Source organism: Methylobacterium sp. B4, from assembly GCF_003201865.1.
Classification (GTDB): domain Bacteria; phylum Pseudomonadota; class Alphaproteobacteria; order Rhizobiales; family Beijerinckiaceae; genus Methylobacterium.
The window spans coordinates 41,042-54,972 of record NZ_QJJJ01000003.1 but is presented as its reverse complement, the minus strand read 5'-3'; the positions used below and the strand labels follow the sequence as shown (position 1 = coordinate 54,972).

At 70.9% G+C, this 13,931-nt stretch carries 14 protein-coding genes; 7 read left to right on the top strand and 7 right to left on the bottom strand.

Annotated elements, in window-relative coordinates; genetic code table 11:
* Window positions 1–11: 11 nt before the first annotated feature.
* The 7 genes from BY998_RS05885 (at window position 12) to BY998_RS05855 (ending at window position 5,429) form a co-directional block, all read left to right on the top strand.
* The gene (locus BY998_RS05885; protein ID WP_110350701.1) at window positions 12–1,025 is read left to right on the top strand and encodes a FliM/FliN family flagellar motor switch protein; all 1,014 of its coding nucleotides are present in this window, start codon (window positions 12–14) and stop codon (window positions 1,023–1,025) included.
* Entirely contained in the window at window positions 1,009–1,305 is a 297-nt protein-coding gene (locus BY998_RS05880; protein ID WP_110350700.1) for a hypothetical protein, read from the top strand. The genes BY998_RS05885 and BY998_RS05880 overlap by 17 nt, the downstream gene beginning before the upstream one ends.
* A gap of 255 nt (window positions 1,306–1,560) precedes the next feature.
* A complete protein-coding gene (fliN, locus tag BY998_RS05875) occupies window positions 1,561–1,887 on the top strand; it encodes a flagellar motor switch protein FliN (protein WP_110350699.1) in 327 nt (108 codons plus the stop codon).
* A 22-nt stretch (window positions 1,888–1,909) separates the two neighbouring features.
* Window positions 1,910–2,971 (top strand): flagellar motor switch protein FliG, encoded by a 1,062-nt coding sequence (locus BY998_RS05870; RefSeq protein WP_110350698.1) that lies wholly within the window; start codon window positions 1,910–1,912, stop codon window positions 2,969–2,971.
* Window positions 2,972–3,008: 37 nt separating this feature from the next.
* Window positions 3,009–4,073 (top strand): flagellar biosynthesis protein FlhB, encoded by a 1,065-nt coding sequence (gene flhB / locus BY998_RS05865; RefSeq protein ID WP_110350697.1) that lies wholly within the window; start codon window positions 3,009–3,011, stop codon window positions 4,071–4,073.
* Window positions 4,070–4,516 (top strand): hypothetical protein, encoded by a 447-nt coding sequence (locus tag BY998_RS05860; protein WP_110350696.1) that lies wholly within the window; start codon window positions 4,070–4,072, stop codon window positions 4,514–4,516. The genes flhB and BY998_RS05860 overlap by 4 nt, the downstream gene beginning before the upstream one ends.
* Before the next feature lie 196 nt (window positions 4,517–4,712).
* Window positions 4,713–5,429: a response regulator transcription factor gene (locus tag BY998_RS05855; RefSeq protein WP_110350695.1), complete on the top strand. Its 717-nt coding sequence runs from the start codon at window positions 4,713–4,715 to the stop codon at window positions 5,427–5,429.
* A 6-nt stretch (window positions 5,430–5,435) separates the two neighbouring features.
* Here the strand turns inward: BY998_RS05855 and BY998_RS05850 are convergent, their stop codons facing one another.
* From BY998_RS05850 to BY998_RS05820, 7 genes are all read right to left on the bottom strand, one after another.
* On the bottom strand, window positions 5,436–6,092 hold the full coding sequence (locus BY998_RS05850) for a transglycosylase SLT domain-containing protein (protein WP_181425438.1): 657 nt from the start codon (window positions 6,090–6,092) through the stop codon (window positions 5,436–5,438).
* Window positions 6,046–8,022 (bottom strand): flagellar hook-length control protein FliK, encoded by a 1,977-nt coding sequence (locus BY998_RS05845; protein ID WP_110350694.1) that lies wholly within the window; start codon window positions 8,020–8,022, stop codon window positions 6,046–6,048. The genes BY998_RS05850 and BY998_RS05845 overlap by 47 nt, the downstream gene beginning before the upstream one ends.
* A 39-nt stretch (window positions 8,023–8,061) precedes the next feature.
* The gene (locus tag BY998_RS05840; protein ID WP_110350693.1) at window positions 8,062–9,435 is read right to left on the bottom strand and encodes a chemotaxis protein; all 1,374 of its coding nucleotides are present in this window, start codon (window positions 9,433–9,435) and stop codon (window positions 8,062–8,064) included.
* Entirely contained in the window at window positions 9,432–10,808 is a 1,377-nt protein-coding gene (locus BY998_RS05835; protein WP_110350692.1) for a MotB family protein, read from the bottom strand. Before BY998_RS05835 ends, BY998_RS05840 begins: the two co-directional genes overlap by 4 nt.
* 1 nt (window position 10,809) lies before the next feature.
* Window positions 10,810–11,547 carry a hypothetical protein gene (locus BY998_RS05830; protein ID WP_110350691.1) on the bottom strand — a complete coding sequence of 246 codons (738 nt, stop codon included), beginning with the start codon at window positions 11,545–11,547 and terminating at the stop codon, window positions 10,810–10,812.
* Window positions 11,547–13,247, bottom strand: coding sequence for a flagellar basal-body MS-ring/collar protein FliF (fliF, locus tag BY998_RS05825; RefSeq protein ID WP_110350690.1), 1,701 nt, complete (start codon window positions 13,245–13,247; stop codon window positions 11,547–11,549). The genes BY998_RS05830 and fliF overlap by 1 nt, the downstream gene beginning before the upstream one ends.
* 134 nt (window positions 13,248–13,381) lie before the next feature.
* Window positions 13,382–13,849 carry a helix-turn-helix domain-containing protein gene (locus tag BY998_RS05820; protein WP_110350689.1) on the bottom strand — a complete coding sequence of 156 codons (468 nt, stop codon included), beginning with the start codon at window positions 13,847–13,849 and terminating at the stop codon, window positions 13,382–13,384.
* Window positions 13,850–13,931 lie beyond the last annotated feature (82 nt).

Genomic DNA, 13,931 nt, shown 5'->3' with positions numbered 1-13,931 from the left:
GTTTTTTCCAGATGGACGAGACCCAGACCTCCGATCGGACCGACCAAGCCTTCGACGCGCTGCCCGAGGCCGCGCCCGGTCCTGAACTTCCGCCCTTCGTGACCGCAACCAAGCCCGCGGCCGACATCCGCGCCCGGATCCAGGAAGCCGGCGGCCTGTCGCTCGACCGGCTGCCGATGCTCCACGTGGTGTTCGACCGCCTCGCCACCGCCTGCAGCGATGCGGCCAAGCATCTGGCCGCCTCCCCGACCTTCTACTCGCTCAACGGCGTCGAGAGCGGGCGCTTCGGCGAGTTCCTCGACGCCTACGACGCGAACGCGGTGGTCGGCATCTTCCAGGCGCCCGACTGGGATGGGCACGTGCTGGTCGGGCTCGACCGCGACTTCATCTACACCATGGTCGAGGTACTGTTCGGCTCCGACGGCTCCGAGCCGCCGGTCGAGGACGAGCGCACTTTCTCCGCCATCGAACTGCGCATCGCGCAGATGGTGTTCGAGCAGGTCGGCAAGGCGCTCGAATCCTCCTTCGGCCTCGTCTCGCGGACGGCCTTCCGGCTGGAGCGGACGGAGACGCGGATGGAATTCGCGGTGATCGGCCGGCGCTCCAACAAGGCGGTGCAGGCCAAGTTCCTGCTCCAGGCGCTCAACCGCGGCGGCGAGATGTTCCTCATCATCCCGCAGACGGTGCTCAACCCGCTGCGCCCGGCGCTGGGCAAGGTGCTGACCGGTGAATCCGCCGCCCGCGATCCGCGCTGGGCCGAGCAGATCGCGGCGGAGGTGCAGAAGACCACCGTGCGCCTGCGCGCCGTGCTCGAGGAGCGCCACCTGACGCTCGGCGAGATCGCCGGGCTGAAGGTCGGGCAAGTGATCGGCCTGGACGCGACGCCCGCCACCCGGATCAAGCTCGAAGGCAATGACCGGCCGCTGTTCTGGTGCCGGGCCGGGCAGTCGCAGGGCGCCTACGTCCTGCGGGTGGAGGACGCGATCAATCCGGAGAAGGAGGGCGGCCATGGGCTCGCTGGTTGACGGCATACTCCTCGTCGCGCTCGTCGCCACGAGCGCCTGCGTGGTGCCGATGTACCTGAAGCTCAAGCGCCTCGACCGGACCCAGGCCGAGTACGGTGCGGCGGTCGCCGCCTCCGGTGTGGCGCTGACGCAGGCCGGCGAGGCGGTTCGCTCCTTCAAGGAGGAGGGCCGCGAGGTTCTGGAGGCCCTGAGCCTCAAGATCGAGGAAGCGCGGGCTGCGCTCGACGCGCTGGAGGCTTCGCGGGCGGCGCTCCTGGCGGCGCGTTCCGAGAAGGCGTGAGGTTCCTGTGACCTCGCGCTGAAGACCGGCACCCGCAGCCGTCACCTCGCCCTGAGGTGCTGCAAAGCGGCTTTGATGGGGCCTCCTGATCCCGCGCGTGTCTCGGCAAACCCTTCGAGGGCGTCGCTCTGCGCCGCTGGCCAGGGGGAGGGCGTGGGTGGGATCGGCGAAATCCGACGCATCCGGCACCAGCCTCGCGTCAGCCAGACCCGCTAGACCGTCTCCGAGGCCAAGCCGACCCCACGAGCCCGAGCGATGAGCAGCAGCCCCTTCCCCGAGACCGATCTCGCCGGCACCGAGCCCCGCGTCGGCGACGGGCGCAACCTCGATTCGATCCTGCGCATCCCGGTGCTGATGCAGGTCGTTCTGGGCTCCGCGACCATGCCGGTGGCCGACCTGATGAAGCTCGGGCGCGGGGCCGTCGTGCCCCTCGACCACCGGGTCGGCGAGCCCGTGGACGTGATGGTCAACGGCCGGGTCATCGCCCGGGGCGAGATCGTCATCGTCGAGGAAGACAACTCCCGCTTCGGCGTGTCGCTGACCGAGGTGGTCGGCCCCTCCGCCGCCGATCAGAACAGCTGAGTCTCGGGGCAAGCGCGCCACCATGGCATCGAGCCCCCTTCCAGCGGACGCCGTACCTCCGGGCGCCCTCGCCACCCGCGCGGCGGCCCGGCGGCTCGACCCCGTCGATCAGGTGGCGGCGCTCCTGCTCGCCATGGGCAAGCCCGCAGCCGGGCGGCTCATCAAGTATTTCGAGCCGGATGAGCTCAAGCGCATCACCCGCTCGGCCTCCAATCTCGGCGCGGTCAGCCCCGAGCAGCTCGACACGGTGGTGGAAACCTTTTCCGCCGAGTTCTCTGCCGGCAACAGCCTGATCGGCACCGCGGGCGAGGTCGAAAAGCTGCTCAGCGGCCTGCTGCCGGCCGATCAGATCGCGGACATCCTCGCCGATCTGCGCGGCGGCGCCACCCGCTCGATATGGGAGCGGCTCGGCACCGTGCAGGAGAGCGTCCTGGCGAGCTACCTCGTCAAGGAGCATCCCCAGACCGCGGCGCTCATCCTCTCGAAGGTCAAACCCGCCACCGCCGCCAAGGTGATGGGACACCTGCCGGCCCCCTTACGCAACACGGTGATGCGGCGGATGCTGAGCGTCAAGCCGATCGTCGACGACGTGCTGCAGGCCATCGAGAAGACCCTGCACGAGGACTTCATGATCAACGGCGCGCGCAATTCCGGCGCCGACACGCACGCCAAGATGGCCGACATCATCAACAAGATGGAGCGCCAGCAGATGGACGACGTGCTGACCAGTCTCGGCAAGTCGCGCCCGAAATCGGTGGAGATCCTCAAGGGCCTGCTCTTCACCTTCGACGACATCGTCAAGCTGGCGCCGCGCGCGCGCACCACCCTGTTCGATGCCGTGCCCAACGACCGGCTGGTGCTGGCGCTCAAGGGCACGGACGCCGACTTCCGCACCACCGTCCTCGGCGCCCTCTCGGCCCGGGTGCGCCGCATGGTCGAGCACGAACTGAACGGCGGCGAGCCGGCGGCGCAGCGCGACGTGCTGGAGGCGCGCCGCTCCATCACCGATCTGGCCATGGAGATGGCCGGGCGCGGGGAGATCGAGATCAATCCGGGAGGCGAGGATGAGGCGCTCATCCGCTGACCCGCGCCGCCGTCGCGCTCGCCTGCGGGGCTGAGGCGTGGCGGACGGCGAGGACAAGGAGAGCAAGACCGAAGCCGCCACGGAGCGGCGTGTGCGGGAGGCGATCGAGAAGGGCGACATTCCGTTCTCGCGCGAGGCGCCGGTCTTCGCCTCGACGCTGGGCCTGCTGATCGCGCTGGCGCTGTTCGCCCGCGGTCAGGCGGCGCAGCTCGCGAGGGATTTCGCGCCGCTCCTCGACGATCCGCGCGGCTTCTCCCTGGAGACCGGCGGGGATGCCATGCTGCTGCTCAGCCGGGTGGCGCTGGCGGCGGGCCGCTTCCTTCTGCCGATCCTGCTGATCCTGGCGGTCTGCAGCCTCGCCGCCTCGCTGCTCCAGAACCTGCCGCGCCTCGTCCTCGACCGGATCACGCCGAAATGGTCACGGGTCTCGCCGATGGCGGGCTTCTCACGAATCTTCGGGACCTCGGGTCAGGTCGAGTTCCTGAAATCCCTCGTTAAATTCCTGTCGGTCAGTGTCGTCGCCCTTCTGCTCCTTCGCTCGGAGCGGACAAGAGCCGTGAACGCCATGTTCGTCGATCCGAGCCAGTTGCCCGAACTGATCCTGACGGTCTCGATCCGGCTCGTGTCGGCGGTGGCCATCGCCACCATCGTCATCGTGGCGGGCGACCTCGTCTGGGCGCGGCTGCGCTGGCAGCGCTCGCTCCGGATGTCGCGCCAGGACATCAAAGACGAGCACAAGCAGACCGAGGGCGATCCCTTCATCAAGGCCCGGCTGCGTTCGCTCGCCCAGGACCGCGCCCGCAACCGGATGCTCGCCAATGTCGACCGGGCGACCGTGGTGATCGCCAACCCGACCCACTTCGCGGTGGCCCTGCGCTACGAGCCGGCCGAAAACCCGGCCCCCCTCGTGCTCGCCAAGGGCCAGGATCTCATCGCGCTGCGCATCCGGGCGATCGCCGAGGAAAAGGGCATCGCGGTGATCGAGGACAAGCCTCTCGCAAGGTCGCTGTACGATGCTGTGCAGGTCGATCAGACGATTCCCGCCGAATTTTACCGCGCCGTGGCGCAGATCCTTTTCTTCCTTTTCGCGAGAGCCCGATGACCCCCCAGGTTCACCGTTTCGCGCCCGCATTGCCGATGCCGCCCAACGCCTTCGCGGCGGCCGAGGAACTCTTCGCCCAGGCGCTGCGCGGCTTCATCGCCGAGCTGTGCCTGCTCGACGGCGCCGTGCTGATCGGCTGGATCCGTGGGCAGCGGCACGGCAACATCGCCGACCTCGTCGCCTCCTCCGCCGAGCTGTTCTTCAAGGATTCGGTCCTGACCTATGCCGACGGGGCCGACGTGAGCCTCGACTGGGGCAATTCCATGCAGGTCGTCCTCGATCTGGAATTCGCGAGCGAGCCCGTGACGGTGTTCTTCAAGCTGGTACTCGACGACCTGTTCGCGGGCGTCGCGATCCAGCGCATCGTCGCCGAGAACACCGCCGCGATCGGGCTGGACGGCTTCGCCAGCGCCCTCGACCAAGCCCGGGTGGGAAACGCCTGAGTTGTGCCCGAATGCAACGCGCGCAATGGGAATTCGGGCGGCATCGTGGTGATCACGCGCGCGTGATTGACCCTCCCGCCGCGCTACGACATGGATACCCCGCTGCGGCGACCCGGCGTCCGAGAGGCGACTCGGCCCGACGCGCTGCGACACCGCTCGGTTCACGGAGCGGGCCGGATCAGGGGGATGATCGCCGATGTATTTTCTGGTCGATCCGCGCGACACGGTGAAGGCGGGTTACAAGGCCAGCTTCGAGCGTGAGGGGATCTCCTCGTTCGCGCTCATGCCCGACGAATTCCTGAGCTGGCTCAGGGCGGCCTCCCGCAGCGATGTCGAGGCGATCCAGGGTTTCCTCCTCGGCGATTTCGAGGAGCGGGCGAAATGCGCGGGCGTCATCCGCAAGCAGTCCCGTGCGCCGATCATCGCCCTGGCCGACCTGCGCTCGCTCGAGCAGACCGTCGAACTCCTCGAAGCCGGCATCGACGACGTGCTGCCCAAGCCCGTCCATGTCCGCGAGATCCTGGCCCGGTCCGAGGCGATCTGGCGCCGGGTCAACGCTGCGCAAGGGGCGTCTCAAGCTCCCGCGGGCGAGGCGGAGGCCGGGACGGGCGGCGAGGCCGGAGCGGTCGAGCGGCTCAAGGTCTTCCACGACGGCCGCGACCCCGAGATCGACGGCGTTCCGCTCTCCCTGCCGCGGCGGGAGCGCCACATCCTCGAATACCTCGTGCGCAACCGCGGGCGCCGGCTCACCAAGACGCAGGTCTTCAACGTGGTCTACGGCGTCTACAGCAACGGCGTCGAGGAGAGCGTCATCGAGGGCCACGTAAGCAAGCTGCGCAAGAAGCTCGCTGAGCGTCTCGGCCACGATCCGATCGAGGCCAAGCGCTACATGGGCTACACCTACGTCGGGTGAGCCCGGCTACTGGCAAAACGCCTTCGCCCCCGGCGTCCAGTTGCCGAAGCCGGTCGCGACCATGTTGGTGATGACGCGGCACACGTAGACCTTCTGCGCCGGGTTGTTGTTGGGGCCTGCATGGTAGCGCGCCACGGCCAGCGTCCAGCTGCCCTCGCGCTCCTTCAGCTCCTTCAGGAAGCGGGTGGCGTATTCCACGTTTTGGGCCGGATCGATCATCGCCTCCAGCGAGGCGAACTTCGCCCGGTGATAGTGGTGGTTGATCTGCATGCAGCCGAGATCGACCAGGCGCACGCCCTCGCGCTGCGCCTGCGTGAGGCGCTGCACCACGTCGCCGGCGCTGGTGCCGAAATAGGCTTTGCCCTGGATGTTCATGGCGTAGGGCTGGAGCGAGCCGCGCTTGCCGCTCTCCGTCAGCCCGACCGCGTAGAGCATGCCGAGCGGCACCCCGTACTTGGCGGCGGCCTGCGCCATCTGGCGCTCGCAGATCCGGGAGGTAGCTGCGGGCTCGCCGCGTGCGGGCGCGGCGACCATGCCGTCGCCGGCCGTGCTCGCGTGAGCCGAACCCGCTTGCCGATCGGCGGAATGTGCGGTCGCCGCGTCCGTTCCGACGGCGCTAGAGATACAGGCTGCCGCGATCGCGCCCGCCAGAATCCGTCTCATGCTCCTGCTCCTCTCTGGGCTTCGCGGCCTCGTCCGCGTGGGGGGACGGGCGTCGGCCCGAATGATCTTGCGTCGCCGCGCCCGGCTGTCCGTCGTGCTGGCCGCCTTGCGACTCCGCGAAGGCGCCGAAGCCCTGGCCGCGCGGGCCGGACTCGCCCGATCCGGTGCCGCCGCCCTGGATCGTCACCGCCTCAGGCTCGTACCCGGCCTCGCGCAGCAGGCCGGAGAGCAGATCGCCCTCCTTGCGCAGCCGCTCGGCGGTCTCATCGCGGCTGGTGCGCAGGTTCATCTCGAGGCGTCCGTCCTGCAGGCGCATTCGCACCAGCACTGAGCCGAGTTCGGCCGGATGGAGCTGGAGCGTGAGGATCTTCAGCGGCCCGGCCTCGCCCGGGACAGGGATCGGACGGGCCAGGGCGGCGGGTGCCGCGGGCAATTGGGCCGAGATCGCGTCGACGATCTGGCGCAGCGGCGAGCCCGGCGTCGGAACTGGTGCGGCCGCGGTCTCGTGCGCCGCCGGTTCGACGGACGGTGCCTCCGGGACCGGCGCTTCGGCGCCGGGCAGTTCGGTCGCGGCACCCGCTTTCGCCTGACCTCGCCGGGGCTCGACCTCCGTGCCCGGCATCGATGGGGCTGCCTGTTCCGCAATCGGTTCGCCGCGCGCGCCGCCGGCCGGATGCGCCCTCTGCGGTTCGGGACCGCGCTCGGCCGGTGGCGTCGCGCCGGGTCGGGGCATTGTGGACGGTTCGGAGACATCCGCGGCCGCCGGTCCGACGAACGAGTTTGGAGCCGCTCGATCGCTTCCGCTCGGGTGTGGCCGCCCAGGTTCGGGACCGCGCTCGGCCGGGCCCGTTGCGCCGGGTTGGAGCAGGGGCGACGGCTCCGAGGCATCGGCCGCCGCCGGTTCGACGGACCGGGAGAGAGCCGTCGCATCGGTCGTGCCGGCGGGTCGGATGGTGCGCCCGCCTCCCGCTTGGCCTTGAGGGGACGCGGGCATCGCAGCTTGGGCCGGAGCGGCTTCGACCGCTGCCGACCCGGTTGGAGAGGCTTGTTCAAATCCCGGTTGCCCGGGCTGTGGCGACTCGCCGAGCGGCGGCGCGGCGGCGCGCATGTCGGAGCTTCGCGCCGCGTCGGACATCGTCGGACGAGGCGTTGCCGGCTGCGGCGATACGAGGCCGGCCGCCTCATCGGTGCGGGTATCGCGTCCAAGCCCGAACATGCCTGCCGGCTCCGGCGGGGTGTCGGTGGCCGACGGTCCTCCCGCGGGGGAGCGGAACCCCGCCATTTGCTGCTCCCGAACCGGAGCCGACCGATCAGCGGATTCTCTTGGTGCCGTATCCGCATCGGATGCATCCGGGAGAATCGAGGTGGCGCGCGCGCCCGACTCCGCGGCCGGGATTTCCGGCGCGGCACCGGTGCCGACGGGGGCCGGGTTGGCTGCCGGTGCGGAGCGTTCGCCCGCCACCTTCCCGAGGCCCGGGGCGTCCGACAGCGAAGGCGCCGATCCGCGCGGCCGAACGGGCGCAAAATGCGTCTCCAGGCCGACCACCGAGACCGGTCCCGTCGTCTCCGCCGAAATCGTGTCGGCTCGTGAGCCGGACCGGGCCGCGGCGCGCTGCACCATGGCCTCGACCCCGGCGGAGGGGGCGGGAGCGAAGAGGGGTGCGGCGGGGCCGGCGAGCGCCATCAGTGCCTGAAGGGCGGAACCGGGTTCGGTGCCGGGGGCGAGAGGCGTTTCGCTTGCGGAGGCGGCGGGCTTGTCCGCTCCGGCTTCGGGTTCACCCGTCGCGGCCTCGCCGCGCTGTGGCGCCCCGCTCTCGAGGGCGCCGAGCATCGCCTCGAAGCCGGGGGCGGCGCCCACTTCCTCGCCCACGGGGGAGCGGCCGGCCTCGGGCTTGGACCGCAGCGGGATGAGGGTGTCGAGAGACCGCATCACGGCTCGATCGTCCGGTAATTGGAGAGTGGAAAGGGTTCAGGGGGTGCCGGCGGCACCCATGGCGCGCTCGGCCCGAGCCAGGGCTTCCTGCGCCCGCATAAGCGAGCCGGATTCGGGAATCGGGCGGCTGACCGAGGCCGCCGGGGCGGCGGCCGCGTCGGCAGCCGTGGTCGGCGTGCGGATCTGCCGGGCCGTCGAGAGCGCGGCATCGAGCAACTCCGCGTCGGCCGGCGCGAAATCGATGCGGTCGAGGCCGCGCAGGGCCTCGTAGCCCTCCTCGAAGCGTCCGTCGGCCACGATCAGCGCCGCGCCGCGATAGAGCCGCGCCTGCGCCGCCGGCCGCGACTCCGGCGCGGCGAGCCCCATCGCCCGCTCGGCGGCGAAGAGGGCCGTTTCCCGGCGGCCCTGCTCCAGCCCCGCCCGCCCCACGAGCAGGTAGAGGTCGCGCCGGCTCTCCGGTTCGATCTCGTCGAGCATCCGCTCCAGGCTGGCGATGCGGGTGCGGTCGCTGTCGAAATCGAGGCGGGTGAGCGCCCCGGCGAAGCGCTGTCGGAAATTCCCGGCGTAGACCGAGCGGCGGAACCGGCGCAGGTACTGGATCGACAGCGCCTCGAAGCGCCGCGCGTCGCCCCCCTGCGCCACGACGAAGATCTGACGGCGCAAGGCGCCCTCTTCCACCAGGGTGCCGGGCGCCAGGAGACGGGCGAGATCGAGAAGTTCGAGCGACTTGGCGGGAGCCTCGCGCACCATCAGCGCCGATTGGGTCAGCGCGAGTTGCCCGGCGAGCCCGGCAGGCATCGTGCGCGGATCGATGCCCGCGAGCTTGGCCCGCGCGTCCCGTTCGCGCCCTTCGAGATAGGCGAGGGCGCCGAGCGCCAGGGGCTGTTCCGCCTCCGACGCCTTGCCGGATGTGAGCAATGCTCGCAGCACCGCCGGCCCACCCCCCGCGAGCGCGAAGGTGACGGCGGCCCGCACGTTCTCCGCTTCCGCCCAGGTCTCGGGGGCGAGGGCGGTCAGCCGCTGCTCGATATGGCCGAGGAGCTGGCGCTGCGCGAGGTGCGCCTGGGTCGAGCCGCGGGCGATGCGGTCCTGCAGCAGCTGGAGGGTGCGCGTCAGTTCCACGGGTAGGTCGTGCGCCGTCACCGGCAGGGGCTCGATGGGCTTTGCCGGTGCGCCATGGCTGTCGGCTGCGGGCGCGTCGCCGTGCTCGGCGGCGTCGGCCGGAGCGGCGACCAGGACGAGCGCGAGGAGGACGGCGGCGCGCCGCGTCCCGGTCCTGCTCGCCGCTTGTCGCGTCCACCCGGACCCTCCGGGCGGGCCGCACTGTCGAAGCGCTTGGCTGGTCCGCGCGATGCCGGCCTTACGAAGGAGCCGTGCTGTCGGACCGGCCGAAACAATCCAGAAGCTCATTCCGGCAGGCCCCGCAGCAGGATCTCGATGCGGCGGTTCTCGGCGGCCTTCGGGTCGGCGGCGATGCGGGGCTGGCGGTCGGCATAGCCCTCGATACGCTCGATGCGCGCCTCGTCGAGACCGCCGCGCACGAGCATGTAGGAGGCCATCTGCGCCCGGGCCGAGGAGAGGCGCCAGTTGTCGTAGCTCTCCGAGCGGAACGGCCGGCCGTCGGTATGACCGCGCACGACGACGCGACCGGGGCGTGCGTTGAGGATCTTGGCGATGCGCTCCAGCGCCTTGACCACCTTCGGAGTCGGCTCGGCCGAGCCGATCCCGAACATGCTGAAGTTGATCTCGTCGGTGATGCTGATGAGCACGCCCTCGCCGGTGCGGCGCACCTCGACATGCGGCGCGGGCATGCCGTTGGGCAAAGCCGGCACGACCCGGGCGATCTCGGCCTTCAGGGCGGACAGGGCCGCGGTCTCGGCTGCCTTCGCCACATGATCGGCCGCGGCGGGCGGCTCCTTGAAGGCGGACGCTTCCGCCTTGGCCACGAGCTTGGGCTCGGGCTGCGCCGGCTTGAACTCGGATGCGATCGGCTCCGGCGCGGTTTCGGGCGCAGGCTTGGCGATCTCAGTGGGTTTGGGACCGGACAGTTCGAGCGGCATCGGTTCGGCGGAAGCGAGCTTCACCCCGGCCTGCCGCATGGCGTCGCGCAGGCTCTGACGCGCAATTTCCTTGGAATTGTCCTTCGGCGCGTCCTTCTTCCCGACGGTCGCCGCCCCGGCGCGCGCGTCGATGCGGGCCTCGGCCGGCGCCGCGGCGACGGTGTCGAGGGCGCCGGGATGGTCGGTGCGCTGGCGCGGCAGGGCGGCGACCTGCCAGTAGAGCGGGTCGAAGGGGTCGCGCCCGGTCTCGCCGCCGGCCACGCCCGGCTGACCGGTGTCGAGCGCGCTCGCATCCGCGCTGGCGGCGTCCGGCCCGGCGGCCTCGGCCTCCGCGGCGAGTTTGGCGAGGACGGCGTAGGGATCCTGGAACAGGGCGGTTTCCCGGGCGCGGCTGCCCGGCGGTCCGGCCTTGCCGTCCCCCTCGGCGCTGCCGCCGTCACCCTTGCCCTTGCCGGTCGGCGCAGGGTCGTTGGGGGTGTCCTGCGGGTCGTTCACGCCCTTGCGGTCGTGGGTGACCTCGGCGAGCTTCACCGGGTTGAAATACTCGGCGATGGTCTGCTTCTGCTCCTTGCTGGTCGAGTTGATCAGCCACATCACCAGGAACAAGGCCATCATCGCCGTCATGAAGTCGGCGAGCGCGATCTTCCAGGCGCCGCCGTGATGGCCGTCCTCGTGGTCGCCGTGGCGCTTGATGATGATGATCTCGTGAGGGCGTTCCGACATCTCACGCCTCCGCGACCGCCGCGGCGATCAGGCGGCTCCAGGCCGCGAGTTCGGTCTCGATCACGGTCTCGCCCGCATGCACGCTCACCTCCGGCCCCGCATCCGCCTCGAAGGCGATGCCGGCCGAAAGCCCGCCGAGCCGGGCTTCGAGCGCCGCGATCAGGTCTTCCGGGCCGCGCACCCGCACGACCGGCCGATGCGGTTCGGCCAGGATGCGCCTGAGGGCGGCGCCGAGTTCGTCGAGCGCCCGATGCTGCAGCGCCTGGTCGAGGACCGGCGCGATCAGCCGCGCGACGCGATCCGACAAGGCGGCGTCGAGCGCCTGCATCGCCGCGGCGAAGTCGGCGGCCAAGGTCTCGCCCTGTGCCGCGCTCCAGTCCCGGCGGGCCTGCGTTACCTGCTCCTCGAACCGAGCCTGCTGCGCCGCGCGCTCTTGCGCGGACTGCGCCTGTGCCTCGGCCAGCGCCTCCGCCCGGCCCTGCTCGCGCCCCCGCGCCTCGGCGGCGGCGATCAGCGCCTCGCGATCCTCGACCGGACGCGCGACGGCGGCACGGGGCAGGAACGGTTCGATCTCGGGCCCGGCAGGGGCAGGGGCTGAAGCAGCGACCGGGATCGGCGCCGGCGCTGCCGCCGGAGCACGGAACCATGCCGAGGAGAAGTCCGGCTCCTCGGCCACCGCCGCGGGCGGCGGCGGGGGCGCGGAAAAGTCCGGCAGGTAGCGGGCGAGCACTGCGTCCATCACGCCGGCTCCTCACGCATGAGCCAGCGCTTGAGAACGGCCGCGACCTGCTCCTCGTCGATGTCGATGAGCTGCTCCAGCCGCTTCTGCGGCGAGCGGGCCATCTTGTCCTCCAGCTCCTCCAGCAGCCCGGCCACGCCCGGCGCGGGAAGCTTGGCAGGCTCGCCCGGGCCGGCGGCGCCGGGAAGCGCGGCAGCGGACGCGGAGAGAGCCAAGCTGTCCTCGGCGGCAAGGCTCCCGGCGAGCGCAGGCGCGCTCTCGGGGCCGGCGAGCGCCATGGCCTCGAGCCCGGCGGTATCCGGCGTCGCCAGGATCGCGCGCAGGGCCGGGCGCAGGCCGAACCAGATCAGCAGGCCGGCCACGACGAGGATCGTCGCCGCGTTGATGAGCGTGCCGGACTGCTTCATCATCACGTCGGTAAGCGAGAGCGGCGGCACCGGTTCCAGCGGCTGGCCATCGTTGACGAAGCCGACCGCCGCCACCTTGATCGTGTCGCCGCGCTCCTTGCTGAAGCCCGCCGCCGAGCCGACCAACTCCTCGATCTCCGAAATCTGCCTGTCGAGGCCCGCCTTGTCGTCCGGGCCGGCAAGGGCGGTCAGCCGCGAGCGGTTGACCAGCACCGCGACCGAGAGCCGGCGGATGGCGTAGCCGTCGCTCACCGTCTGGATCGTCTTCTGGGAGATCTCGTAGTTGGTGAGATCCTCCTTCTTCGAACTCTCGTTGCTCGACTGGTCGTTGCCGTCCGAGCGGGTGCGCTGGTCGGGCAGGTTCTCCTGGGCGCTGGTGGGGCGCTGGCTGTTGCGGTTCTGGCTGTTCTCGTTCTCGCGCATCGAGCGCACCGAGCGCTCGACCCGCTGGTCGGGGTTGTAGATCGTCTCGTTGGTCGAGGTCTTGTCCGTGTTGAGCTGCGTCGCGACGCTGACCTCGAAATTGCCGACCCCGAGATAGGGGCTGAGCGTGCGGCGGATGTTGTCCTGCATCTCGCGGCTGACCGATTTCTCCAGCGTCGCCATCCTGCCGGTCGGCGCCGTGCCGGCGTCGTCGCCCGCGAGCAGCACGGTGCCCTCGGAGCCGATCACGGTAACGCGGTCGGGCTTCATGCCGGGAATGGCCGAGGCGACGAGCTGACGGATGGCCTGAGCGCCGGACACGTCGTCGGCGGGCTCGGTGCGCACCACCACGGAGGCCGAGGCCGGCTGCTGGTCGCGGCGGAACGAGCCGCGGTCGGGCAGGACGAGGTGGACGCGGGCGGCGCGCACGCCCTTCATGCCCTGGATGGTGCGGGCGATCTCGCCCTCCAGCGCCCGCACCCGGGTCACCTCCTGCATGAAGGAGGTCATGCCCAGCGAGCCCAGGTCGTTGAACAGCTCGTAGCCGGACTTGGAGCTCTGCGGCAGGCCCTTCTCGGCCAGCAGCATCCGCGCCTGCGCGGTGTGGCCGAAGGAGACGAGCACCGCCGTGCCGTCGGACGACACGTCGAAGGGGATGCCGCTGTCCTTGAGGACGCCGCCGATGCGCGCCACGTCCTCACGGGACAGGCCGGTATAGAGCGTCTCCTGCGCCGGACGGCTGAGGTAATAGGCGCCGATTCCGACGCCGAGAAACACCAGCAGGCCGACCAGCCCGAGGGCGATCAGCCGCCTCGCGCCGAGATCGACGATGTTGCTCCACAATCTCTCGGCTTGCTCGCGACCGAACATCCCGGACCGATCCCGTTGGCGACCTGACATGGTTCGCGAGCTTCTCTGAGGGGTCAGCCTTGCGCGGGGATTGCAGCGCGGCGCCGGTCCGTCAGGGCGCCCGACCCTGCCTGTCGGCGTGCGGGCCTGTGCCTTCAGGCCTGCCGGATATCGTCCGGGCCCACGGCCTCGCCGCGGGCAAGGGCGAGTGCCCGCAAAAGGGCCGGCTCGAGGCTACCGAGCTCTTCCAGATGCGCTTCGGTCAACCGGAGCAGAAGGGCCTCGGCGTCCGCCGTCAGGGCGAGTTCCATCCGACGCCTGTCCCGGGCGCCGCGGTTCTTGGTCAGGAGCCCGGCCTCGACCATGCGCGCGACGAGTTCGGCCGCGCTGTGCGGGGCGATCAGCAGCCGCTCGGCGATGTGGCCGACCGTCGGCGGCACCGGCCCGAGATGGCCCGCGACGGTGAGCAGGGCCTGATGCTGCTGCGGCGGCAGCCCGGCCGACGTCGCCGCCGCCTCGCTGAAGGCAAGGAAGCGCCGCAGCTCGTAGCGAAAGGCCGCGAGCGCCGCGTAATGCGACCGCGACAGCGCGTCCGGCCCCCGATCCGATACCTCACCCACCATTCACCGCCCGATCCATCCCCGAGACCTAGATTATATCGTAGTACGACATATAAAGGTCGCAACCGACCCGAGGAGGTATGCG